Source organism: Pseudomonas sp. GW823-FHT05G12, from assembly GCF_058795575.1.
Window position 1 is genome coordinate 4139252 of record NZ_CM179501.1, and the last position, 25336, is coordinate 4164587.

Annotated in this window: 18 protein-coding genes; 6 read left to right on the top strand and 12 right to left on the bottom strand. The window is 62.6% G+C overall.

Features of this window, described 5'->3' with window-relative positions:
* Nucleotides 1-197: 197 nt before the first annotated feature.
* Both AC3RCM_RS18965 and AC3RCM_RS18970 read right to left on the bottom strand, forming a co-directional pair.
* Nucleotides 198-1196, bottom strand: coding sequence for an FAD:protein FMN transferase (locus AC3RCM_RS18965; protein ID WP_064491086.1), 999 nt, complete (start codon nt 1194-1196; stop codon nt 198-200).
* A gap of 180 nt (nt 1197-1376) precedes the next feature.
* Nucleotides 1377-2840, bottom strand: coding sequence for a glyceraldehyde-3-phosphate dehydrogenase (locus tag AC3RCM_RS18970; RefSeq protein WP_010953137.1), 1464 nt, complete (start codon nt 2838-2840; stop codon nt 1377-1379).
* Nucleotides 2841-3007: 167 nt separating this feature from the next.
* Here AC3RCM_RS18970 and mfd point away from each other — a divergent pair, with 167 nt between their 5' ends.
* From mfd to AC3RCM_RS18985, 3 genes are read left to right on the top strand one after another with little or no spacing between them, the layout of a single operon-like run.
* The gene (mfd, locus tag AC3RCM_RS18975; RefSeq protein ID WP_010953136.1) at nt 3008-6457 is read left to right on the top strand and encodes a transcription-repair coupling factor; all 3450 of its coding nucleotides are present in this window, start codon (nt 3008-3010) and stop codon (nt 6455-6457) included.
* 9 nt (nt 6458-6466) lie between these two features.
* A complete protein-coding gene (locus tag AC3RCM_RS18980; RefSeq protein ID WP_010953135.1) occupies nt 6467-7039 on the top strand; it encodes a peptidoglycan binding protein CsiV in 573 nt (190 codons plus the stop codon).
* Nucleotides 7040-7043: 4 nt separating this feature from the next.
* Nucleotides 7044-10361, top strand: a complete 3318-nt coding sequence (locus AC3RCM_RS18985; protein ID WP_492629070.1) for a DEAD/DEAH box helicase — start codon at nt 7044-7046, stop codon at nt 10359-10361.
* Nucleotides 10362-10806: 445 nt separating this feature from the next.
* On the opposite strand, the gene nagZ is transcribed toward AC3RCM_RS18985, so the two are convergent.
* Together nagZ and AC3RCM_RS18995 are read right to left on the bottom strand one after the other, a co-directional pair.
* The gene (gene nagZ / locus AC3RCM_RS18990) at nt 10807-11805 is read right to left on the bottom strand and encodes a beta-N-acetylhexosaminidase (RefSeq protein ID WP_409322272.1); all 999 of its coding nucleotides are present in this window, start codon (nt 11803-11805) and stop codon (nt 10807-10809) included.
* 189 nt (nt 11806-11994) lie between these two features.
* Nucleotides 11995-12702 carry a TetR/AcrR family transcriptional regulator gene (locus tag AC3RCM_RS18995; protein ID WP_010953132.1) on the bottom strand — a complete coding sequence of 236 codons (708 nt, stop codon included), beginning with the start codon at nt 12700-12702 and terminating at the stop codon, nt 11995-11997.
* Nucleotides 12703-12987: 285 nt separating this feature from the next.
* Between AC3RCM_RS18995 and lexA the strand changes: the two genes are divergently transcribed.
* Nucleotides 12988-13596, top strand: a complete 609-nt coding sequence (lexA, locus tag AC3RCM_RS19000; RefSeq protein ID WP_010953131.1) for a transcriptional repressor LexA — start codon at nt 12988-12990, stop codon at nt 13594-13596.
* A 13-nt stretch (nt 13597-13609) separates the two neighbouring features.
* Nucleotides 13610-14086 carry an SOS-induced cell division inhibitor SulA gene (gene sulA / locus AC3RCM_RS19005; protein WP_014753928.1) on the top strand — a complete coding sequence of 159 codons (477 nt, stop codon included), beginning with the start codon at nt 13610-13612 and terminating at the stop codon, nt 14084-14086.
* A 50-nt stretch (nt 14087-14136) separates the two neighbouring features.
* Here sulA and AC3RCM_RS19010 read toward each other — a convergent pair whose 3' ends face one another.
* From AC3RCM_RS19010 to AC3RCM_RS19040, 7 genes are all read right to left on the bottom strand, one after another.
* Nucleotides 14137-14370, bottom strand: a complete 234-nt coding sequence (locus tag AC3RCM_RS19010) for a hypothetical protein (RefSeq protein ID WP_003248777.1) — start codon at nt 14368-14370, stop codon at nt 14137-14139.
* Nucleotides 14371-14420: 50 nt separating this feature from the next.
* On the bottom strand, nt 14421-14936 hold the full coding sequence (locus tag AC3RCM_RS19015) for a DUF6586 family protein (RefSeq protein ID WP_003248773.1): 516 nt from the start codon (nt 14934-14936) through the stop codon (nt 14421-14423).
* A gap of 189 nt (nt 14937-15125) precedes the next feature.
* The gene (gene topA / locus AC3RCM_RS19020; RefSeq protein WP_492629071.1) at nt 15126-17735 is read right to left on the bottom strand and encodes a type I DNA topoisomerase; all 2610 of its coding nucleotides are present in this window, start codon (nt 17733-17735) and stop codon (nt 15126-15128) included.
* Between the two features lie 100 nt (nt 17736-17835).
* Nucleotides 17836-18087 carry a DUF1653 domain-containing protein gene (locus AC3RCM_RS19025; protein WP_003248769.1) on the bottom strand — a complete coding sequence of 84 codons (252 nt, stop codon included), beginning with the start codon at nt 18085-18087 and terminating at the stop codon, nt 17836-17838.
* A 75-nt stretch (nt 18088-18162) separates the two neighbouring features.
* Nucleotides 18163-19338 (bottom strand): acetyl-CoA C-acyltransferase FadA, encoded by a 1176-nt coding sequence (fadA, locus tag AC3RCM_RS19030; RefSeq protein ID WP_064492316.1) that lies wholly within the window; start codon nt 19336-19338, stop codon nt 18163-18165.
* A gap of 31 nt (nt 19339-19369) precedes the next feature.
* A complete protein-coding gene (fadB, locus tag AC3RCM_RS19035; protein ID WP_064492317.1) occupies nt 19370-21517 on the bottom strand; it encodes a fatty acid oxidation complex subunit alpha FadB in 2148 nt (715 codons plus the stop codon).
* A gap of 611 nt (nt 21518-22128) precedes the next feature.
* Nucleotides 22129-22566: a hypothetical protein gene (locus AC3RCM_RS19040; RefSeq protein ID WP_003248762.1), complete on the bottom strand. Its 438-nt coding sequence runs from the start codon at nt 22564-22566 to the stop codon at nt 22129-22131.
* Between the two features lie 110 nt (nt 22567-22676).
* Between AC3RCM_RS19040 and AC3RCM_RS19045 the strand changes: the two genes are divergently transcribed.
* Entirely contained in the window at nt 22677-23117 is a 441-nt protein-coding gene (locus AC3RCM_RS19045; RefSeq protein ID WP_014591782.1) for a universal stress protein, read from the top strand.
* A gap of 107 nt (nt 23118-23224) precedes the next feature.
* On the opposite strand, the gene AC3RCM_RS19050 is transcribed toward AC3RCM_RS19045, so the two are convergent.
* Nucleotides 23225-25153, bottom strand: a complete 1929-nt coding sequence (locus AC3RCM_RS19050; protein WP_014591783.1) for an ATP-binding cassette domain-containing protein — start codon at nt 25151-25153, stop codon at nt 23225-23227.
* Nucleotides 25154-25336 lie beyond the last annotated feature (183 nt).

Below are 25336 nucleotides of genomic sequence, written 5' to 3' on the forward strand. Positions count from 1 at the left end.
CCTTCAGAACTGGCCCGCAAGCCACGGTCGCTCGCGGGGCACGATCATGCCGCCGGGGCGCCATGAGAAAATTCGGGTGCAGTCTAATCAACCCTGAACGCCGCGCACATTAACCCTTGGTCGCGTCGTAGGCCAATTTTGCCCGCACTACATATGCTTCACCCATTCCCTGGCGGCAATCATCCCTGCTTGTGCTTTCACTGGCCTTTCACTGCCCGTTCGAACGCGGGCGTAGCTCGGGAGACGAAGCCTCCCTCTGCTCGAGTCACCAAAACCGCAGCCAGATCATGCGCCACGGCAAAATCCCAGCCTCGCTGTGGGCCCAGGATGAGCAGCAGCGTCGAATAGCCATCGGCCAGCAGTGCTGAGGCGTCCAGCACCGTAACGGCAGCCAGGTCATGTTCGACCGGGCGCCCGAGGCGGGCATCGAAGGTGTGCGAATAGCGCCGGCCATTCTGCTCGAAATAGTGCCGATAGTCACCCGAGGTTGATACTGAAAGGCTATTGACCGGGATGATCTGGCGGGCGATCTGACGGTCTTCGCGGGGCAGTTCCAGGGCAATACGCCAAGGGCTGCCGTCAGGCTTGCGGCCAACCGCCTTCAGCTCGCCAGTGGCCTCGGCGACAAAACTGCTGACACCCATGGCCTGCAGGCGCGCAGCGATCAAGTCGACAGCATGGCCGGCGACGATGCTGTTGAAGTCGAGCTGCACCGGGGCATCCTTGCACAGGGCTCGACCTTTGACGCGCAAGTGCTGGTAACCCACGCGCTGGCGTACCTGGGCCAGTGCCTGTGGTTCGGGTACCTGCTCGTGACGGGCCTGAGGGCCGAAGCCCCACAAGTCGAGCAATGGCTCTACCGTTAGATCGAAAGCGCCATCGCTCTGCTCGGCAAGGTGCTGGCCCAGGCTGACCAACGCGAGCATGTCAGGCGGCAGGGCCAGGCACTGGCCCGCAGGCAAGCGGTTGAACTGGCTTACGATGGAATCGCCGCGGTAGGTCGAGTAGTGGTGGTCGATTTCGTGCAGGATGGTTTCCACCGCCATCTGCACCTGGGCCGGCAGCGGGCCACCAGGCTCGCGGACGTACTGGATGCTGTAGCTGCTGCCCATGGTCGGGCCACCCAGGCGCTCGAGGGTGGGGCCTTGGTTGCAGGCGGTGAGTAGCAGCAGAATGAACAGTAGGGCTGTGCGCACAGTAGGGTTTCTCGGTTGCCGGTGCTGGCCTCTTCGCGGGTAAACCCACTCCTACAGGGGCAGTCCATAATCCTGTAGGAGCGGGTTTACCCGCGAAAGGGCCGGCACTGACAACACACATTCAGAATAAAAAAAACGGGAACCCGAAGGTTCCCGTTTTTTCATTGCCTTACAAGCGAATCAGCGTGGAAACGCTGGCGGGTTCACACCAGCCATGTCTTCCATCACACGAACCACCTGGCAGCTATAACCGAATTCGTTGTCGTACCAGACGTACAGAACAACGCGGTTGTCGTTGGCGATGGTCGCTTCTGCGTCAACCACACCGGCGTGGCGCGAGCCGACGAAGTCGGTCGAAACCACTTCCTGGGAAGCCACGTAGTCGATCTGCTTGTGCAGCTCCGAGTGCATGGCGGTCTGGCGCAGGTACTCGTTGATCTCGTCGCGGGTGGTGGCCTTTTCCAGGTTCAGGTTCAGGATGGCCATCGAAACGTTCGGCGTCGGGACACGAATGGCGTTGCCGGTCAGCTTGCCCTTGAGCACTGGCAGTGCCTTGGCAGCAGCGGTGGCGGCGCCGGTTTCGGTGATTACCATGTTCAGCGGCGCGGCACGGCCACGGCGGCTGCCCTTGTGGAAGTTGTCGATCAGGTTCTGGTCGTTGGTGAACGAGTGAACGGTTTCGACGTGGCCGTTGACGATGCCGTACTGGTCGTTGATGGCCTTGAGCACCGGCACGATGGCGTTGGTGGTGCAGGAGGCCGCCGAGATGATCTTGTCATCGGCAGTGATATCACCGTGGTTGATACCGTGCACGATGTTCTTCAGCGCGCCCTTGCCAGGTGCGGTGAGGATCACGCGGGCAGCACCCGGGCAGGCCAGGTGCTGGCCCAGGCCGTCGGCGTCACGCCATACGCCGGTGTTGTCGACGATGAGCGCATTGTCGATGCCGTACTGGGTGTAGTCGACTTCGCTCGGGCTCTTGGCGTAGATAACCTGGATCAGGTTGCCGTTGGCAGTGATGGTGTTGTTGGCTTCGTCGATGGTGATGGTGCCATCGAACGGACCATGCACCGAGTCACGGCGCAGCAGGCTGGCACGCTTGACCAGGTCGTTTTCGGCGCCTTTGCGCACGACGATGGCACGCAGACGCAGGCCGTCACCACCACCGGTCTTCTCGATCAGGATGCGCGCCAGCAGGCGGCCGATGCGACCGAAGCCGTACAGGACAACGTCGGTGCCTTTGCGCGCCGAAGCGTTCTGCTGACCGACCACGTCGGCCAGCTCTTCACGGACGAACTGCTCGGCAGTGCGGCCATTGCCTTCCTGCTTGAACTTGTTGGCCAGCTTGCCCAGGTCGACCGATGCGGCGCCCAGTTTCAGCTCGCTCATGGCCTTGAGCAGGGGGAATGTCTCGTGGACGGACAGTTCGGTTTCGTCGGTTTGGCGGTGGCGCGCAAAGCGGTGCGCCTTGAGAATCGAGATAACCGAACGGTTGATCAGGCTGCGGCCATAAATCGAGCTCACCACATTGTTATTGCGGTAGAGCTGACCGATAAGCGGGATCATCGCTTCAGCCAGGGCTTCACGATCAATCCACTCACCAAGACACTGGTCGGGCTTCTGAGTCACGGGAACCTTCCACATGTAGGGACAGAAAAAAGGGGCTACATTATGACGCCCCAACGCGGAACCGGCAATGAGTGCCTGTCGCAGTGACGCAAGCCAGTGTTCATGCCCTTTCGAGCCTGACAGCCGGCACTGTCACCGGTACAATCGGTCTCTTTGCCGCAACGCTTGGAGTGCAATCTCCCGTGTCAGTTCTGCGCCTACCGCAAATGTCGGCCACGGCCGGCAAACAAACCTGGGGCAACCTGCCCGGTGCCGCCCTCAGCCTTGCCATCGCCGAAGCCGCCAGCAGCGCTGGCCGCTTCACCCTGCTGCTGACGGCCGACAGCCAGGCCGCCGACCGTCTGGAGCAGGAGCTGCGCTTCTTTGCCCCGGACCTGCCCGTGCTGCCGTTCCCCGACTGGGAAACCCTGCCCTACGACCTGTTCTCGCCGCACCAGGACATCATCTCCCAGCGCATCGCCAGCCTGTACCGCCTGCCGGAGCTGAGCCACGGCATCCTCGTGGTGCCGATCACCACCGCCCTGCACCGCCTGGCGCCCACGCGTTTTCTGCTGGGCAGCAGCCTGGTGCTGGATGTGGGCCAGACCATCGACGTGGAACAGATGCGCCTGCGCCTGGAGGCCAGCGGTTATCGTTGTGTCGACACCGTCTACGAGCATGGCGAGTTCGCCGTGCGCGGCGCGCTGATCGACCTGTTCCCGATGGGCAGCAAACTGCCCTACCGCATCGACCTGTTCGATAACGAGATCGAGACGCTGCGCACCTTCGACCCCGAGACCCAGCGCTCGATCGACAAGGTGGATTCGGTGCGCCTGCTGCCAGCACGCGAATTCCCGATGCAGAAGGAAGAAGTGACCCGCTTCAAGGCACGCTTTCGCGAGCGCTTCGACGTCGACTTCCGCCGCAGTGCAATCTTCCAGGACCTGGCCAGCGGCATCATCCCCGCCGGTATCGAGTACTACCTGCCGCTGTTCTTCGAAGAAACCTCGACCCTGTTCGACTACCTGCCGACCGACACCCAGGTGTTCTCGCTACCCGGTGTGGAACAGGCCGCCGAGCACTTCTGGAACGACGTGCGCGGGCGTTATGAAGACCGCCGCGGCGACCTCAGCCGGCCGCTGTTGCCGCCGGCCGAGCTGTTCCTGCCGGTGGAAGATTGCTTCGCCCGGCTCAAGCAGTGGCCCCGGGTGGTGGTCAGCAGCGAAGAGCTGGAGCCTGGCGTGGGCCGCGAGCGCTTCCCGGCGCGCGCCCTGCCCAACCTGGCCATCGAGGCCAAGGCCAACCAGCCGCTGGCCGAGCTGGCCAACTTCCTCGACCAGTTCCCCGGCCGCGTGCTCTTCACTGCCGAATCAGCGGGCCGCCGGGAAGTGCTGCTGGAACTGCTCGAACGGCTGAAGCTGCGCCCGCATACCGTCGAAGGCTGGGACGACTTCATTACCGGTGCCGAGCGCCTGGCGATCACCATCGCCCCGCTGGACGACGGCCTGCTGCTGGACGACCCAGGCCTGGCCCTGATTGCCGAAAGCCCACTGTTCGGCCAGCGGGTGATGCAGCGCCGGCGCCGTGACAAGCGCGGCGAAACCGCCAACGACGCGGTCATCAAGAACCTCACCGAGCTGCGCGAAGGCGCGCCGGTGGTGCACATCGACCATGGTGTCGGCCGCTACCTTGGCCTGGCCACCCTGGAAATCGACGGCCAGGCCGCCGAATTCCTGACGCTGGAATACGCCGAGAACGCCAAGCTGTATGTGCCGGTGGCCAACCTGCACCTGATCGCCCGCTACACCGGCAGCGACGACGCCCTGGCACCGCTGCACCGGCTGGGTTCGGAGGCCTGGCAGAAAGCCAAGCGCAAGGCCGCCGAACAGGTCCGCGACGTGGCCGCCGAACTGCTCGACATCTATGCTCGCCGCGCCGCGCGCAAGGGCTACGCGTTTGCCGACCCGTCGGCTGACTACGCCACCTTCAGCGCCGGCTTCCCGTTCGAGGAGACCCCGGACCAGCAGGCCGCCATCGAGGCCGTGCGCGCCGACATGCTGGCACCCAAGCCAATGGACCGCCTGGTCTGTGGCGACGTGGGCTTCGGCAAGACCGAAGTGGCCATGCGCGCGGCGTTCATCGCCGTGCACAGTGGCCGCCAGGTGGCCGTGCTGGTGCCCACCACCCTGCTTGCCCAGCAGCATTACAACAGCTTCCGCGACCGCTTTGCCGACTGGCCCGTGACCGTGGAAGTGATGAGCCGCTTCAAGTCGGCCAAGGAAGTGGCCGCCGCCGCCGCGGACCTTGCCGAAGGCAAGATCGACATCCTCATCGGCACCCACAAGCTGCTGCAGGACGACGTGCGCTTCAAGGACCTGGGCCTGGCCATCATCGATGAAGAGCACCGCTTTGGCGTGCGCCAGAAAGAACAGCTGAAGGCGCTGCGCAGCGAGGTCGATATCCTCACCCTGACCGCCACGCCGATTCCGCGCACGCTGAACATGGCGGTGGCGGGCATGCGCGACCTGTCGATCATCGCCACGCCGCCAGCACGCCGCCTGTCGGTGCGCACCTTCGTCATGGAACAGAACAAGAGCACGGTCAAGGAGGCGCTGCTGCGCGAACTGTTGCGCGGTGGCCAGGTGTATTACCTGCACAACGATGTGAAAACCATCGAAAAATGCGCCGCCGACCTTGCCGAGCTGGTGCCCGAGGCACGCATCGGCATCGGCCACGGGCAAATGCGCGAACGCGAGCTGGAACAGGTGATGAGCGATTTCTACCACAAGCGCTTCAACGTGCTGGTGGCCTCGACCATTATCGAAACCGGTATCGACGTGCCCAGCGCCAACACCATCGTCATCGAGCGCGCCGACAAGTTCGGCCTGGCCCAGCTGCACCAGCTGCGTGGCCGGGTTGGCCGTAGCCACCACCAGGCCTACGCCTACCTGCTTACACCTACCCGTCAGAAGGTGAGCGCCGACGCCGAAAAGCGTCTGGAGGCAATCGCCAACACGCAAGACCTTGGCGCAGGCTTTGTGCTGGCCACCAACGACCTGGAAATCCGCGGTGCCGGCGAGCTGCTGGGCGAAGGCCAGAGCGGGCAGATCCAGGCGGTGGGCTTCACCCTGTACATGGAAATGCTCGAACGTGCGGTCAAGGCAATCCGTAAAGGTACCCAGCCGAACCTTGAGCAACCACTGGGCGGCGGCCCGGAGATCAACCTGCGCCTGCCGGCACTGATCCCCGAGGACTACCTGCCTGACGTGCATGCGCGCCTGATCCTGTACAAACGCATCGCCTCGGCTGCCGACGAAGAAGGCCTCAAGGACTTGCAGGTGGAGATGATCGACCGCTTCGGCTTGTTGCCAGAGCCGACCAAGAACCTGATGCGCCTGACGTCACTCAAGCTGCACGCGGAAAAGCTCGGCATCAAGAAAGTCGATGCAGGGCCCAACGGTGGCAAGCTTGAGTTCGAAGCCGAAACACCGGTCGACCCACTGACCCTGATCAAGCTGATCCAGGGTCAGCCCAAACGTTACAAGTTCGAAGGGGCCACCCAGTTCCGCTTCCTGGTACCGATGGAACGCCCCGACGAACGTTTCAATACCCTGGAGGCGCTGTTCGAGCGCCTGACCCCACAGCCTGCCTAAGGAAGACTCATGCGTGCCATCCGTTGCCTGACCCTGCTGCTGGCGCTGTTCGCCCCAGCTGCCTTCGCCGAAGGCCTGTATCAGGTAGAAATGATTCTGGTGCGGCAGAACAGCGTGCCCGCCTTCACCAGCCCGTTCGCCCCCGAAGACTGGAGCGCTGGCGCCCCACGCCTGGCGAAAGATGCCGAGCGCCCCCCAGCACTGGAAGATGAAGCCACCCGCCTGGAAGCCACCGCCGACTACACGGTGCTGATGCACAAGGCCTGGCAACAGCAGGTGGGCAGCGAACCCAGCCGCATCGCCCTGGGCGAAGGCACCGAACAGTTCGGGCACTTCCCGATCGAAGGCAACCTGAGCATCGCTGAAGGCCGCTTCATCACCGTCGAGGCCAACTTCTGGGTCAACCAGCTGGATGGCAACGGCAGCGTGCTGCAAAGCGAGCAGTTCAGGCAGAGCAACAGCAACGTCAAGGGCGGCCAGCTGACCTTTCTCGACGGCGGGCACCTGGCGGTGCTGCTGAAGGTGACCCCACCAGGCACGCCGAAAATGCCGGTGATGGACCCGGAGATGATGGAGCAGTAAGCCCATGAAGGACGATGCCGCCGAAATGGTGAACGCCTATCCGAACTGGATTCAATCGTTCAGCAAAGCTGCCCTGCAGCGCGGTGAGCGCTATGCCGAGGAAGGCAGGGCCGAACTGGAAGGCATTCATGGGCCAACCATAACGGCCAGTTGCCAAGGGAGCGGCAGCAACCACTACCGGCAACACATCAAATTGCACGTAGCGGGCGGCCGCTGCCATGTGCGCGGTGACTGCGATTGCCCGGTACGGCAAAACTGCAAGCATTGCGCCGCTGTCCTTTTCTGCGTCAGCGAGCGATTTTCCAGCAGTAAGGACACGCAAGCCAACCCGGGCGCCTTGTCTGCCGAACTGCAGCACTGGTTGAGCGGCCTGGAGCAGGCCCCGCCCAAAGCCGACGCTACCGAAGAAAAACGCGGGCGCATGGTGTGCTATCAGCTGCAGCTTACCGACGATGCCGGCTGCGCCCTGCTCGTGCGCAAGGGCACGCGGACGGAGGACGGCATCCGCTTCAGCCGCGTCCAGTCCCTTTACGATTTTCTCTACGAGCCACCGCGCTTCGTGACAGACGAAGACATCCGCATTCTGCGCCTGCTCTCGGCCTTGAATCAGGGCGGCGGCCAGGATCGCGGCTACCGACTGAAGGGCCATGAAGGTGGCGAGCTGTTCCAGCGCGCCCTCGAAACCGGCCGAATGTTCTTCGATACCGACCTCCCCCTGCTGCATGAAGGCCCGGTGCGTCACGCCGAGTTTCGCTGGGTACGCCTGGACAACGGAAATTACCGGGGGCGGTGGTACAGCGGCGAAGCGATGCTGCGCTGCGTCATCCCGCTGCTGCCGCTTTACTACCTGGACCTGCCAACCCGTGAAGTGGGCAAGGTCGAGCACAGCCTGGATCCGCACGTCGCCGTGCAGCTGACTATTGCACCCGATGTACCGGAACACCTGGTCGTACCCCTGAGCCACAAGCTCAATGCCCTCAGCCACAAGGTGCCGACCCCGACGCAAGTGCAGGAGCAGTTGCTCGATAACATCCAGCCAAAGCCCCTTCTTGCTCTCGGCAGCCTTGAATACACCGCCTACATGCCAAAAACCGGTCGCATGCAACGGCAGATGCAACATCGCGCCGCATTGGCGTTCGATTATGACGGTTTGCAGGCCAGCGGCACCGACGAAAAGCCGCTGACCCGCCTGGCAGGCAGCACCAGCCAGCGCATTCGCCGCCAGCCTCAAGCCGAGCAGACGCTGCGCCAGATGCTGCGCGATTTCGGCTTCAAACCCGCTACACGGCAGAGCAAGGCCCTACCCGACAGCGCCGGCGAAATGTACCAGTTGCCTGACGACGAAGCCTGGCTGCGCTTTGCCCGCGAGGGCCTGCCACGCCTGCGCGAAGCCGGTTGGGACATCGACATTCACCGCGACTTCGCCTTCAACCTGCAGGAGGTGGACGACTGGTATGCAACCATCGACGAAGCGCCCGGCCATGAATGGTTCGACCTGGAATTAGGCATCGTGGTCGATGGCCAGCGCCACAGCCTGCTGCCGATCGTGTTGCACCTGCTGCGCAGCAGCCCGGAGCTGCTACGCCCCAGCGAACTGGCCCGGCGCAGCGATGATGAACATCTGCTGATCGACCTCAACCGCGGCCGTCTCGATGCCCCGGCTTTGCGCGTCGCCCTGCCCTACGGCCGCATCAAGGCAGTCATGGGCACCCTGGGCGAGCTGTACCTGCACGAGGACACGGCAGGCCCGTCCCTGCGCATGGAGCGTGCCGACGCCGCGCGCCTGAACGAAATCGAAGGCCTGCCCCTGCACTGGGAAGGTGGCGAGCACGTGCGCGACCTGGGCCGCCGCTTGCGCGATGCCCGCGACCTGCAGGTAGAACCGCCCATCGGGCTGCAGGCCAGCTTGCGACCTTATCAGCAGCAAGGCCTGAACTGGCTGCAGGCCCTGCGCGAGATGGGTACCGGCGGCATCCTCGGCGACGACATGGGCCTGGGCAAGACCCTGCAGGCCTTGGCCCATCTGCTGCTGGAGAAACAGTCCGGGCGCCTGAGTGCACCAGCCCTGGCAGTCATGCCGACCAGCCTCATTCCCAACTGGCTGGACGAAGCCCAGCGCTTCGCCCCCGACCTGCGCGTCCTGGCACTGCATGGGCCGGGGCGCAGCAAGCACTTCTCCAAGCTGCATGAGTACGATCTGGTCCTGACCACTTACGCCCTGATGCCGCGCGACCTCGAACAGCTGCGCCCCCAGGCCTGGCACGTGCTGATACTGGACGAGGCGCAAAACATCAAGAGCAGCAGCAGCAAGGCTGCCCTCGCCGTCTGCGAGCTACAGGCCGGGCAGCGTTTGTGCCTGACCGGCACGCCGATGGAAAACAACCTGGGCGAGCTGTGGTCGATCTTCCACTTCCTGATGCCCGGCTGGCTGGGCGACCTGAAGCGCTTCAACCAGGATTACCGCAACCCGATCGAACGCCACGGTGACAGCGAGCGCATGGCCCACCTGGCCAGCCGCATCCGGCCGTTCCTGCTGCGCCGCACCAAGGAGCAGGTGGCCACAGAACTGCCGGCCAAGACCGAGATGGTGCACTGGGTCGAGCTCAGTGATGCCCAGCGCGATACATATGAAGCCGTGCGAGTGGCCATGGACAAGAAAGTCCGCGACGAAATCGCCCGCAATGGCGCCGCACGCAGCCAGATCGTGATCCTCGACGCGTTGCTCAAGCTGCGCCAGGTATGCTGTGACCTGCGCCTGGTCAAGGGGGTAGAAAGCAAAGGCAACCAGGCCGACAAGGGCAAGCTGGGTGCGCTGCTGGAAATGCTCGAAGAACTGCTCAGCGAAGGGCGTCGGGTGTTGTTGTTCTCACAGTTCACCTCGATGCTGGCGCTGATCGAGCAGGAGCTTGAGAAGCGCAAAATCCGCTACAGCCTGCTGACCGGCGACACTCGCGACCGTCGCACGCCAGTGCAGCAGTTCCAGCAAGGTGAAAGCGAAGTGTTCCTGATCAGCCTCAAGGCTGGGGGCGTAGGCTTGAACCTGACGGCGGCGGACACCGTGATCCACTTCGACCCCTGGTGGAACCCGGCCAGCGAAAACCAGGCTACCGACCGTGCCTACCGCATCGGCCAGGACAAGCCGGTGTTCGTGTTCAAGCTGATTACCCGGGGTACGGTGGAAGAGAAGATCCAGTTGTTGCAGCAGGAAAAGGCAGCACTGGCAGCCAGCCTGCTGGACGGCGGGCAGGCTGGACAATGGCGGCTTGGCGATGAAGAAATCGAGGCCCTGTTTGCGCCATTGCCCGGGAAGCGCGGGCGGTAGGCCAAAGGGGGATAGAGCGTAGGAGCGGGTTCACCCGCGAATGGGCCGGCCCTGCTGGCCAATCTCCACCTGCCGCTCACCGTTGCCGCCGCTACCGTATTCGCGGGTAAACCCGCTCCTACAACGGATCAGGGGTGGACACAGGTCGGTGGTTGGGCACAGGCCGCGTGTAGGAGCGGGTTCACCCGCGAATGGGCCGGGCCTGCTGGCCAATCTCCACCTGCCGTTCACCGCTGCCGCCGCTACCGTATTCGCGGGTAAACCCGCTCCTACGACGGATCAGGGGTGGACACAGGTCGGTGGTTGGGCACAGGCCGCGTGTAGGAGCGGGTTTACCCGCGAAAGGGCCGGCCCTGCCGACCAATCTCCACCCGCCGTTCACCGTTGCCGCCGCTACCGTATTCGCGGGTAAAACCGACTTGTGGGAACGAACAGGCCCGCGCAGTCAATCGACCAGCTGAGCTTCCTTCAATGCCCCCAACGCCTCCAGCCAGCGCGGCTGCTGGCGATAATCGGTCCGCGCAAAACCTTGCCCGCGCATCCGCGCAATCCGCGGCGACGGTTTGACCTTCAACCGCTGCGCCGCACTCAGCGCCAGCTCCGCCGCCGCCCGGTCATTGCACACTAGGCCCATATCACAACCGGCGCTCAGCGCCGCTTCGATACGGCTGGCTGCATCGCCCACCACATGCGCACCGGCCATCGACAGGTCATCACTGAAGATCACCCCGTCAAAGCCCAGCTCGCCACGCAGGATGTCCTGCAACCAACGCCGCGAGAAGCCAGCGGGCTGGTTGTCAACCTGCGGGTAGATGACATGCGCTGGCATCACTGCCGCCAGCTGCCCACTCAGGCGGGTAAACGGCACCAGGTCGGCCTGGCGCAGTTGTTCCAGGCTGCGTTCATCAGTGGGGATGGCCACGTGCGAATCGGCTTCGGCCCAGCCATGCCCCGGGAAATGCTTGCCACAGGCAGCCATACCCGCCGCATTCATGCCACGGATGAACGCGCCGGCCAAGCGCGTTGCAAGCAGCGGGTCACCCTCGAAGGCGCGGCTGCCCACCACGGCGCTACGCTGGTGGTCCAGGTCGAGCACCGGAGCGAAGCTGAGGTCCAGGCCAACCGCCAGCACCTCGGTCGCCATCAGCCAGCCGCACTGCTCAGCCAGGTACTCGGCATTGTCGTTATCGGCCAGCGCACGCATGGCTGGCAGGCGCACAAAGCCCTGGCGCAGACGCTGTACGCGCCCGCCTTCCTGGTCCACTGCCAGGATCAGATCAGGGCGAATGGCGCGGATGGACGCGCACAGTTCGCGCACCTGGCGCGGGTTGTCGATATTGCGGGCGAAGATGATCAGGCCAGCCACTTCCGGCTGGCGAAGCAGTTGACGGTCTTCGGCGGTCAGCCATTTACCGGCGATATCCACCATCAGGGAGCCTTGCAGGCTGACAGTCATGGGTAATCCTTCATTGAAGACAGAGAGAGGCCCACCGAGGGGCAGCAGACACCGGCAGACACGCGCCGTTGGCCACAGGCGAAGCCATACAGGCACTGGTCAGCAAGGGAGATGCGAAGTAGATCGAAATCGGGCATGGGCGCTAGCTTAGCGGAAGCGCCCCGCCACGCCCAGCCTTCAGGCCTTGGCGGTAGCCGAACCGGTCTTTGTGCGCGGGCGTAGCTGCGCAGTGGCCATCGCCTCGTCGGTCACACCGCTGTCAGCGCGCATGCCTGCCGCCAGGAACGGCACCATCAGGCGCATCACCTGCTCGATCGAGGTGTTGATGCCGAAGTCGGTCTCGGCAATCGCCCGCAGGGCCTTGATACCGGACATGCTGAAGGCCGCGGCACCCAGCATGAAGTGCACACGCCAGAACAGTTCCAGTGGCGGAATGCGTGGCGCAGCCTCGTTCACCAGCAGCATGTAGCGGCGGAACACCTTGCCGTACATGTCTTCCAGATAGCGCCGCAGGTGACCCTGGCTCTGGCTGAACGCCAGGCCCAGCAGGCGCATGAAGATCGACAGGTCGTTGTTGCTGCGCGGCTGCACGGCCAGCGCCTGCTCTACGAGCATTTCCAGCAGTTCTTCGAGGCTGGGCTTGTGCTCCGGCTTGGCCTGGCGGCGCTCCAGCTCACGCTCCAGACTGGCGCAGAATGGGCCGAGGAAACGCGAGAAAACGGCCTGGATCAGCGCCTTCTTGGAGCCGAAATGATAGTTGACTGCCGCCAGGTTGACCCCGGCCTTGCTGGTAATCAGCCGCAACGAGGTTTCGGCGAACCCCCTTTCCGCGAACAGCTGCTCGGCAGCGTCGAGAATGCGTTCAACGGTTTCCGATTGGGCCATGACTACTCCGACTACTCCGTCAGACAAACAGGTGTTTGAAACATACGTTTCAGCCCTGCTTCTGTCAAGGCTCGGTGACTGGGCGGTCGCCATTTAAAAGGTGCAAGCTGGAAGCTGCAAGCGTGAAGTGACAGCAACACCCGCCGGATATCGCGAAATCGCTTCTGGGGTGGCTGAAAAGCGCAGGAGGACTGCCGTTTCGCCCTTTCTTGCAGCTTGGCGCTTGCAGCGGGCCCGACACTGTATATAATCCCAGTCACTGTACAAAAAGACAGAGCGCTTACCATGTTGAAACTGACGCCACGCCAAGCCGAAATTCTCGCGTTCATCAAGCGCTGCCTGGAAGACAACGGCTTCCCGCCTACCCGCGCCGAGATTGCTCAGGAGCTGGGCTTCAAGTCGCCCAATGCCGCCGAGGAGCACCTCAAGGCCCTTGCCCGCAAGGGCGCGATCGAAATGACGCCGGGCGCTTCCCGCGGCATCCGCATCCCTGGCCTGGAAGCCAAGGCCGAAGAAGCCGGCCTGCCCATCATCGGCCGGGTCGCTGCCGGTGCGCCGATTCTTGCCGAACAGCACATCGAGCAATCCTGCAACATCAACCCTGCCTTCTTCCACCCCCAAGCCGACTATTTGCTGCGCGTACACGGCATGAGCATGAAGGACGTCGGCATCTTCGACGGTGACCTGCTGGCGGTGCACACCTGCCGTGAAGCCCGCAACGGCCAGATCGTTGTGGCGCGCATCGGTGACGAAGTCACCGTCAAGCGCTTCAAGCGCGAAGGCAGCAAAGTCTGGCTGCTTGCCGAAAACCCCGAATTCGCCCCCATCGAAGTCGACCTGAAAGAACAGGAGCTGGTGATCGAGGGCTTGAGCGTCGGCGTCATTCGCCGCTGATCCAGGAGGCGTCATGCAGCAGTTCATTCACGCACCCGAGCAAGCCCAGTTGCCCCTGTTCGAAGCATTCCTCGCCCAGCCCGTGCTGCCAGGCCTGAAAGCCAGGGAACCGGCGCGCAAGAGCAGCCAGCCCGAGCTGTTCAGCGAACTGTCGCTGCGCGGCGCCCCTGGCCACTGCCAAAGCCTGCTGGCCCCCGTGCTGCGCGAACTGAGCGAAGAGGACGAGGCCCGCTGGCTGACCCTGATCGCCCCACCGCCAAGCCTGACCCAGGCCTGGCTGCGCGATGCCGGGCTCAACCGTGAACGTATTCTGCTGCTGCAACCCCGCAGCAATCAAAGCGCGCTGCAACTGGCCTGTGAGGCTTTGCACCTGGGCCTCAGCCACACCGTGGTGAGCTGGCTGGGCAACGTCAATGCCACTGCACGCCAACAACTGCTACGTGCAGCCAGTGCCGGAAACGCACAAAGCCTGAACATCCGCCTCGGCTGATGTTCAGGCTTTGCCTGTCACTTCAAATAGCCTGATACGCTGCTGCACACTCAGTGCAGCACACGCGGCCCTTCATCACGCTCGAGCTCGCCATCCATCAGGCGACCGGCCATCTGCACGCCCACACTGAGCATGGCCTTTGCCACTTCCACATGCTGACCCTGCAGGAACACCTTGGCGTCTTCCGAGAAATCCAGGGTTACCAGAGAGCCCTCATCCTCGGCGCGACGAAGTTCGATGCGGCCGTCAGGCAACTCGACAATTTCCAGAAAAGACGTAGACATAAATGGCAGTTCTCCGCGAAAGGCGATTATTGTACCAGCCGTTGCGGCTATCAGCACTCACTCAACGCGTCACGGAAACGTCTCACCAAACTTTTAAGGTCATTGCGCCAGCTTTCCAGCTCGGCACGCGACAGCGCTGGATGCTCAGGCTCATCAAGATTGACAGCTTGAATCAGGGGCTGGGTAACGTCGGTTTTCGGCGCTTTTCTGGCGACCGGTGGTCGGAACAAATCGGCATAAGCACCGAGCATTTGCGCCAGCCAGGTTTCCCGCTGGCGGGCCAGCTCCAGCAACTCGGCCACTTCCGGGATGGCGATACCGTTCAGGGCATCGTCAGCCAGGGCTTGCTCCACCGTTGCGACAACCGGCAGGCGGTAAAAGCCCCCGATCTCATGGCACAGCCCCAACAAAGCGCCATACAGGTGGAACAGCGCCGACTCGCGCTCAGCCTGGACCAGACCTTGGGCATTCATGGCCTGGCTTTGTTCAGCCTTGGCCATGGACTCGAGGGCGAGGCCGGCGAAGAACAGTTTCTGGTTGGTACGGGTGTAGAGTTCCTGGGCCATTTCAGTGCCCTCCCATAAGGCTACAAGGCGGATATCTGCATCATAAATGATTGGGGCCGCTTTGCGCCCCTTCGCGGGCTTGCCCGCTCCCACCAGTACAGCGCCACATTCAATGGCGGCGCGATACCTGTGGGAGCGGGCAAGCCCGCGAAGGGGCGCAAAGCGGCCCCAAATCACAGCACCGATGGATCAGCGCTTGTCTTCAACCTTCCAGGCATTGCCGTCGTAGAACGCCTTCCAGCCGGTCGGCTTGCCATCGACCTCGGACTGCACGTACTGCTCCTTGGTCTTGCGGCTGTAGCGAATCACCGCCGGGCGGCCATCCGGGTCTTTCTGCGGCGCATCGCACAGGAAGTGGTACTTCGGGTCGATCTCATGCTTGTGCGGCACAATCTCCAGCACCAGCGGCGCACGGGTTTCGCGGTTCTTGGGGAACTGGCTGGCAGCCAGGAACAACCCGGAAGCACCGTCGCGCAGCACGTAGGTATCGTCGACCTTCTCGCACTTGAGCTCCGGCATGTCCACCTTGTCCATCTTCGGTGGCGCCGCCTCGCCGCTCTTGAGCAGCTTGCGGGTGTTCTTGCACGTTGGGTTGGTGCAGCCGAAGAACTTGCCGAAACGGCCGGTCTTCAACTGCATCTCGCTACCGCACTTGTCGCACTCCAGGCTCGGCCCTTCGTAACCCTTGATGCGGTAGTTGCCTTCTTCGATCTCGTAACCGGCGCAATCCGGGTTGTTACCGCAGATGTGCAGCTTGTGTTTCTCGTCCAGCAGGTAGGCGTCCATCGCCGTGGCGCAGATCGGGCAACGGTGCTTGCCCAGCAACACGCGCGATTCCGACTCGCCCTCGTCGTCAGCGGCAATCTCGTCGCCCGGCACCAGGTTGACGGTAGCCTTGCAGCGCTCTTTCGGCGGCAGGCTGTAGCCAGAGCAACCCAGGAACACACCTGTAGAGGCCGTGCGAATCATCATCGGCCGACCACATTCCTTGCACGGAATGTTGGTCATGGTCGGCTGGTTGGCGCGCATGCCGTCTTCGCTGGACTCGGCAGTCTGCAGCTTTTTGCTGAAATCGCCGTAGAACTCGTCGAGCACGTTTTTCCAGTCACGCTCGCCCTGGGCCACGTCGTCGAGGTTCTCTTCCATGTCGGCGGTAAAGCCGTAGTCCATCAGGTTGGAGAAGCTCTCCGACAAACGCTCGGTGACGATGTCGCCCATCTTCTCGGAGTAGAAGCGGCGGTTGTGCAGCGTCACATAGCCACGGTCCTGGATGGTGGAAATGATCGCCGCGTAGGTCGATGGGCGGCCAATGCCGCGCTTTTCCATTTCCTTGACCAGGCTGGCTTCGGTAAAGCGTGCAGGTGGCTTGGTGAAGTGCTGGCTCGGGTCGATCTGGATCAGCTTGAGTGCTTCACCCTGCACCATCTCTGGCAGCACGTCGTCTTCGCCGGGCTTGCTCTGCTGTGGCAGCACACGGGTGTAACCGTCGAACTTGAGGATGCGGCCCTTGGCACGCAGCTCGAAATCGCCGGCCGCGACGGTAACGCTGGTGGACAGGTACTGCGCTGGCGGCATCTGGCACGCCAGGAACTGGCGCCAGATCAGCTCGTACAGGCGCTCGGCGTCACGCTCCATGCCGCTGAGCTTGGTCGGGTGGGTATTCACGTCAGAAGGCCGAATCGCTTCGTGCGCCTCCTGGGCGCCCTCCTTGCTGCCGTAAACCAGTGGCGCCTCCGGCAGGTACTGCTTGCCGAACTCCCGCTCGATGTAGCTGCGTGCCATATCCAGGGCGTCAGCCGACAGGTTGGTCGAGTCGGTACGCATGTAGGTGATGTAACCAGCTTCGTACAAGCGCTGGGCCATCATCATGGTTTTCTTCACACCGAAGCCCAGGCGGTTACTGGCCGCTTGCTGCAAGGTGGACGTAATGAACGGTGCCGATGGCTTGCTGCTGGTCGGGCGGTCTTCGCGCTTGACCACGCTGTAGCTGGAAGCCTTGAGCTTTTCCAGCGCAGCCTTGGCCTGAGCTTCGTTCAGCGGCTTGAAGGCCTCGCCCTTCTCGCGCGCCACCTCGAAACGCACCTTGGCGTTCTTGGCAGTGCCGAGGTCGGCGTGGATCTCCCAGTACTCTTCCGGGATGAACGCGCGGATCTCACGCTCGCGCTCTACCACAAGCTTTACCGCTACCGACTGCACACGGCCAGCGGACAGACCGCGGGCAATCTTGGCCCACAGCAGCGGCGAAACCATGTAACCGACCACGCGGTCGAGGAAACGCCGCGCCTGCTGGGCGTTGACCCGGTCGATGTCCAGCTCGCCTGGCTGCGAGAACGCTTCCTGAATGGCCTTCTTGGTAATTTCGTTGAACACCACGCGCTTGTAGCGGGTGTCGTCACCCCCGATGGCCTCGCGCAGGTGCCAGGCAATGGCTTCCCCTTCGCGGTCCAAGTCGGTTGCGAGATAGATGGTGTCGGCATCCTTGGCCAGGCGGCGCAGCTCTTCGATCACCTTTTCCTTGCCAGGCAGGATCTCGTACTTGGCCTTCCAGCCATGGTCGGGGTCGACGCCCATGCGCGCCACCAGCTGGCGGCGGGCCTTCTCTTTCGGCGAAAGCGCCGGCGCCTCACCCGCAGCCTTGCCACGCTTGGCGGCCGGCTCTTTGCTCGCGCTGGCCGAACCGCTGGTGGGGAGGTCTCGGATATGGCCGATACTCGACTTCACCACGTACTGGTTGCCCAGGTACTTGTTGATGGTCTTGGCCTTGGCCGGGGATTCCACAATGACCAGCGATTTGCCCATGGATCGGAGTATTCCTGAATCTGAAGATAAAAAACGCGCCAAGTGCCAGACGCGGCACCGCTATATATAGTGGCAAAAGTGTGAGGTCAAGCTCGGACGATCACGCGTGCGACTTGCCCAGCAACCCGGGCAGCCCCTCTTCGGCCTTGACCAAAGCAAAGCGTGGCACCTGCTCGCCGTCAAATTCGACGGACTCCTGGAACATCGACAGGGGACGTACCCAGAAGCTGTAATCACCATACAGGCATTGGTAGAACACCATCCACTCTTCGGTTTCGGAGTGCCGCGCAACACTGAAGACACGGTACTCAGGCCCTTTGTAATGCCGGTATACGCCTGGTTGTATCTGCATGCTGCACACCTCCTGAATAAAACCTGAAAAAACAAAACCGGGGCACTAGGCCCCGGCTGCTGTCCCGCTACGCGATCAGACGCGTTCGAAGACAGTGGTGATACCTTGGCCCAGGCCGACGCACATGGTCGCAACACCCAGCGTACCGCCATTTTGCTTCATGACGTTGAGCAGGGTGCCGGAAATCCGCGCCCCGGAGCAACCGAACGGGTGGCCCAAAGCAATGGCGCCGCCGTGCAGGTTAACCTTCTCATCCATCTTGTCGAGCACTTTCAAGTCTTTCAGCACGGGCAGGGCCTGTGCAGCGAAGGCTTCGTTGAGCTCGATGAAGTCGATATCGGCCATGGTCAAGCCCGCACGCTTGAGGGCTTTCTGGGTCGATGGCACCGGGCCGTAGCCCATGATTGCCGGGTCTACACCGGCCACGGCCATCGAACGGATCACCGCCAATGGCTGGATACCCAGGTCCATGGCACGCTGACCGGACATGACGATCATGCACGAGGCGCCGTCGGTGATCTGCGACGAGGTACCGGCCGTGACCGTACCGCCTTTCGGGTTGAACGCAGGCTTGAGCGACGCCAGGCCTTCGAGGGTGGTTTCCGGGCGAATGGTTTCGTCGAAATCGAACACCTTCAGGAAGCCGTTCTCGTCGTAGCCCTGCATCGGGATGATCTCATCCCTGAACTTGCCTTCGACCGTGGCTTTGTGGGCCAGCTGGTGTGAGCGCAAGCCGAACAGGTCCTGCTGCTCACGGGTGATGCCGTGCATCTTGCCAAGCATTTCTGCAGTCAGGCCCATCATCCCGGAAGCCTTGGCGGCATGCAAGGACAGGTGCGGGTTGGGGTCGACGCCGTGCATCATGCTGACGTGGCCCATGTGCTCCACGCCACCCACCACGAACACATCACCGTTACCGGTCATGATCGCCTGGGCAGCCGTGTGCAGGGCGCTCATGGACGAGCCGCACAGGCGGCTGACGGTCTGCGCCGCAGAGGTGTGCGGGATCGGGGTCATCAGCGAAGCCATGCGGGCGATGTTCCAGCCCTGCTCCAGGGTCTGGTTGACGCAGCCCCAGATCACGTCCTCGACTTCTTTCGGGTCGACCTTGCCGTTGCGTTCCAGCAGTTTGCTGATCAGGTGCGCCGACATGTCTTCAGCGCGGGTATTGCGGTGCATGCCACCCTTGGAGCGGCCCATTGGCGTGCGACCGAAGTCGACAATCACCACGTCTCTTGGATTCAGGCTCATATCAAATCTCTCGCTCTAGCTCGTTGACCGCTCAGTTGAAGAAGCGCTGGCCGTTCTTGGCCATTTCACGCAGCTTGGCGGTCGGGTGGTACAGCGGCCCCAGGTCGGCGTACTGATCGGCCAGGGCAACGAATTCGGCCACACCGATCGAGTCGATGTAACGCAGCGCACCACCGCGGAAGGGAGGGAAACCAATGCCGTAGACCAAGCCCATGTCAGCTTCGGCGGCGGTTTCGACGATGCCGTCTTCCAGGCAACGCACGGTCTCAAGGCACAGCGGGACCATCATCCAGTTGATGATGTCTTCGTCAGTGACTTCACGCTGCTCGAACACGATAGGCTTGAGCACGTCGAGCACGGCGGCATCGAAGACCTTCTTCGGTTTGCCGCGCTTGTCGGTTTCGTAGGCGTAGAAGCCCTTGCCGTTCTTCTGGCCCAGGCGGTTGGCCTCGTACAGCGCATCAACGGCCGAGCGACGCTCGTCCTTCATGCGGTCCGGGAAACCTTCGGCCATCACATCGCGGCCATGGTGACCGGTGTCGATGCCGACCACGTCCATCAGGTAGGCCGGGCCCATCGGCCAGCCGAACTTTTCCATGACCTTGTCGATGCGCACAAAATCGACACCGGCGCTGACCAGCCTGGCGAAACCGCCGAAGTAAGGGAACAGCACGCGGTTGACCAAAAAGCCCGGGCAGTCGTTGACCACGATCGGGTTCTTGCCCATTTTCTTGGCGTAGGCCACGGTGGTGGCGACCGCCACTTCACTGGACTTTTCGCCACGGATCACTTCAACCAGCGGCATCATGTGCACCGGGTTGAAGAAGTGCATGCCGACGAAGTTTTCCGGGCGCTTGAGCGCCTTGGCCAGCAGGTTGATGGAGATGGTCGAAGTGTTGGAAGCGAGGATCGCATCGTCCTTCACCTGGCCTTCCACTTCCGCCAGTACCGCTTGCTTGACCTTCGGGTTCTCGACCACAGCCTCGACGACGATGTCGACATTGGCGAAATCGCCATAGGACAGGGTCGGGCGAATGGCGTTGAGGGCCTCGGCCATCTTGGCCGGGGTCAGGCGGCCCTTCTCGACTCGGTTGCCAAGCAGCTTGGAGGCCTCGTTCAGACCCAGCTGAATGGCTTCCTCGCGGATGTCCTTCATCAGGATCGGCGTACCTTTGACCGCCGACTGGTAGGCGATACCGCCGCCCATGATGCCGGCGCCGAGCACGGCGGCCTGCTTCACGTCGTGGGCGATCTCGTCATGCGCCTTGGCCTTGCGCTTGAGTTCCTGATCGTTGAGGAACAAGCCGATCAGGCTCTCGGCGACCGAGGTCTTGGCCAGCTTGGCAAAGCCTGCTGCTTCGACTTCCAGGGCCTTGTCGCGACCGAAGTTGGCGGCTTTCTGGATGCTCTTGATCGCTTCGACCGGGGCCGGGTAGTTCGGGCCGGCCTGACCAGCGACGAAGCCCTTGGCAGTCTCGAAGGCCATCATCTGCTCGATGGCATTGAGCTTGAGCTTTTCCAGCTTCGGCTGGCGCTTGGCCTTGTAGTCCAGCTCGCCACTGATGGCACGCTTGATCAGGTCGAGGGCACCGGCCAGCAGCAGCTCAGGGGCGACCACGGCGTCGACGGCCCCCACTTTCAGGGCATCTTCGGCACGGTTTTCCTTGCCGGCGGCGATCCACTCGATGGCGTTGTCCGAGCCGATCAGGCGCGGCAGGCGCACGGTACCGCCGAAGCCCGGGTAGATACCCAGCTTGACTTCCGGCAGGCCGATCCTGGCGCTGGTGGACATGACCCGGTAGTCGGCCGCCAGGCACATTTCCAGGCCGCCGCCCAGCGCGATGCCGTTGATGGCGGCAACGGTCGGCACTTCGAGGTCTTCGAAGGCGTTGAAGATGCGATTGGCTTCCAGGTTGCCAGCGACCAGTTCGGCCTCAGGCAGCTTGAAGTTGTCGACGAACTCGGTGATGTCGGCGCCGACGATGAACACGTCCTTGCCACTGCTGACGATCACGCCCTTGACCGAAGCATCGGCCCGGATGGCATCGACGGCCTGGCGCAGCTCGTTCAGGGTAAGGCGGTTGAACTTGTTGACGGACTCACCCTTGAGGTCGAACTTGAGCTCGACGATGCCACTTTCAAGAGCCTTAACCGTGATGGCTTTACCTTCGTAAATCATCAACTGATCTCCACGATATGGAAGCTGAACTGTACACGCCGATCGCTGCAGCAGAAGCAGGCCTAAGCTGCCTTGCCCCAGGCACACCCGTCAGCGCGCTAGTCGGAAGTATGGCTTGGCGTCATGACATACAAACGCTCAATTCATACGCCCGTTTGATTTGGGTGTGCACACATTCTCCGAAAAGATGGGCGTTGTCAAATGCTCACGAGCACGGCGAAAACGCGACTTTCCAGTCATTTTCTATCGTCCGGGTACAAAACATGATGACAGTGATCGCCGGTCATTCATGTCAGCGATTGACCACAAGCATCGGCTGATTGCTTTGCGCTTGCGCGAAGAGCCAAGGCGACTACACTGGCACTTGCTTGAATGAATAACCCGGCCTGCCTGGCCTTTTCTGCGCAGCAGAACGCAAAGCGGCGACTTGGCACCCCACCCCTTCAGGGTTATGCCGAGCCGCCGCTTTGTCGTTACAGAACAGATTGACCAGCCTGGATGCCCCGTAGGAGCGGGTTTACCCGCGAAGCAGGCACCGCGGAGTTCGGCACCGGCTCTGCCAGAGTTCGCAGATGAATCCGCGCCTACAGGGGTCGCGCATGGGGCGGCGCTCAAGCCAAGGTTTCGAGGGCGTAGGCAACATCCTGCAACACAGCAGTATCGCCGCGCTCGGTCCAGTACAGGGCAATCATCCGCGCATCGGCCTCGACCTTGTACACACTCGCCGGCAAACGCGACAAGGCGCCCATGAAGCGTGGGTCTTCGCAGGGTTCGCGCCACTGGTTCCACCACACCCCGGGGCTGACCTGCCAGAAGCTGAAGCTGTCCTCATGCCCACGGCGCCGGGCTCGGTGATACTGCGGGCAAGGGCTTGGCGGCTCCTTTTCCAGCCAGTGCGGCCACTGCTGCGGCGCCAGCTGCATGGCCAAACCCATGCGCCGCGCCTCCAGGCGCAACTTCATCTGCTCGCTCTGCTTGCGCGAGCTGCGCAGCCAGGAAAGCGGACTGAGAATCAGCGCAAGGATTGACACCACCAGCAATACCGTCATATCAGTAGTTCCCATAAAGCGTTGCAAATGAGCTGGTTAGCCATTTTTCACGGTAGACCCGCCCTAAAGCGACCATACTTCTTCTATCGCGATTGTCAGGAGTACCGCTCATGCAATACGAACATTTGTTGGTCGCCGTCGACCTGACCGAAGAATGCGACCCGGTGATCAAGCGCGCCATGGCGCTGGCAGAGCCTTCGAAAGCCAAGGTATCCCTGGTGCACATCGTCGAGCCGATGGCCATGGCCTTCGGCGGTGACGTACCGATGGACCTGTCGCAGCTGCAACAGCAGCAGTTCGACCAGGCCAAGGAGCGCATGGACCGGCTGTTCAACAAATACCCGGAAATCAACCGCGGCGACTCGCACCTGACCTACGGCCAGCCTCGCCAGGAAATCCACCAGTTGGCCAAGGACCAGAAGTGCGACCTGATCGTGGTCGGCAGCCATGGCCGTCACGGCCTGGCGTTGCTGCTGGGCTCCACGGCCAACGATGTGCTGCACGGTGCGCCGTGTGACGTGCTGGCTGTACGCTTGCTGAAGAAGGATTGACTGGACCTGAACCAGCCTCTTCGCGGGCAAGCCCGCACATACAAGGGTATGGCACCCCCTGTAGGTGCGGCATTACCCGCGAAGAGGCCGGAACAGGCTAACGCCCATCAGCCTTCCAGCTCAGCCCAGCGCTCTACCAAGACATCCAGCTCGCCCTGCAGCTTCTCGATCCGCGCCAGCACCGCCGAAGTTTCTGCAATCGGCCGCTGATAGAAGCCCGCCGCATTCACTTCTTCCTGGGCTTCAGCCATACGCTGCTCCAGCTCATCGATCTGCCCCGGCAGCATCTCCAGCTCACGCTGCAGCTTGTAGCTGAGCTTCTTCTTCGAAGCTTCTTCCACCACCGGCGCCGCAACAGGCTCAGGCTTGGCCTCGACCTTCTCCACCACCGCGCTGTTGAGCGCAGACTTACCGCCCTTGCTCTCGGTCACGCCCAGCAGCTTCGGCGAGCCGCCCTGGCGAATCCAGTCCTCGTAGCCGCCCACATACTCACGCACCTTGCCCTCGCCTTCGAACACCAGGGTGCTGGTCACGACGTTGTCGAGGAAGGCCCGGTCGTGGCTGACCATCAGCACGGTGCCCTTGTAGTTGGACAGCACCTCTTCCAGCAGCTCGAGGGTTTCCACGTCCAGGTCGTTGGTCGGTTCGTCGAGCACCAGCAGGTTGGCCGGCTTGCTGAACAGCTTGGCCAGCAGCAGCCGCGCACGCTCACCACCTGACAGCGCCTTGACCGGCGTGCGCGCACGCTGGGGACTGAACAGGAAGTCGCCCAGGTAGCTCAGCACGTGACGGTTCTGGCCATCGATCTCGATGAAATCACGGCCTTCGGCCAGGTTGTCGATCACGGTCTTCTCCAGGTCGAGCTGGTGGCGCATCTGGTCGAAATAGGCCACCTCAAGCTTGGTACCGCGCTCCACTTTGCCCGCAGTGGGCTCAAGGTCGCCCAGCATCATCTTGAGCAACGTGGTCTTGCCAGTGCCGTTTGCGCCCAGCAGACCGATGCGATCCTGCCGCTGCAGGACCATGGAAAAGTCCTTGACCAGCAGGGGGCCGTCCGCGTGATGGAAGCTGACATTCTCCAGCACCATCACCTGCTTGCCGGATTTGTCCGCGGCTTCGATCTGGATGTTGGCCTTGCCCTGTCGTTCACGGCGCTCGCCACGCTCCACACGCAGGGCCTTCAGTGCACGCACGCGGCCTTCGTTGCGGGTACGGCGGGCCTTGATGCCCTGGCGGATCCACACTTCTTCCTGGGCCAGGCGCTTGTCGAACAGCGCGTTGGCGGTTTCTTCGGCGGCCAGTGCGGCCTCCTTGTGCACCAGGAAGCTGGCGTAGTCACCGTTCCAGTCGATCAGGCCGCCGCGGTCCAGTTCGAGGATACGGGTGGCCAGGTTCTGCAGGAACGAACGGTCGTGGGTGATGAACAATACCGCGCCGTTGAAGCCACGCAGGGCCTCTTCGAGCCAGGCGATGGCACCGATGTCCAGGTGGTTGGTCGGTTCGTCGAGCAGCAGCAGGTCGGGCTCGGACACCAGCGCCTGGGCCAGCAGTACGCGGCGGCGCCAGCCACCGGACAGCTCGGCCAGGGTCTTGTCGGCCGGCAGCTGCAGGCGGCTGAGTGTGCTTTCCACCACCTGCTGCAGGCGCCAGCCGTCGCGGGCTTCCAGCTCGTGCTGGACGTGCATGAGTTTTTCCAGGTCTTCATCGCCCTGGATGTTCATGCTCAGGTGGTGGAACTGCGCCAGCAATTCGCCCACGCCGTCCAGACCAGCGGCTACCACGTCGAACACCGTGCGCTCGTCGGCCACCGGCAATTCCTGTGGCAACTCACCGATCTTCAGGCCAGGAGCACGCCAGATTTCACCGTCGTCGCCCTTCTGCTCGCCCTTGACCAGGCGCAGCATGCTCGACTTGCCGGTGCCGTTGCGGCCGATGATGCACACCCGCTCGCCACGAGCGATCTGCCAGGACACTTTGTCCAGCAGCGGCATGGCGCCGAATGCGAGGGACACATCGCTGAATTTGAGCAGGGTCATGTTCGTCTCCATAAATCGGGCGCGCATTCTACCTGACTTGGCCCCCGACGGCATCCGCCAGGCCAACCGGTGGGCACCTGGCGACATCTGGTCGAACTTAATATCCCGATACAAGCACAGTGCTTTCACCCACTGCCGGCAAACAGCTAAGCTAAGGCAATAGCTTTCAACAGTGCTGGCTCC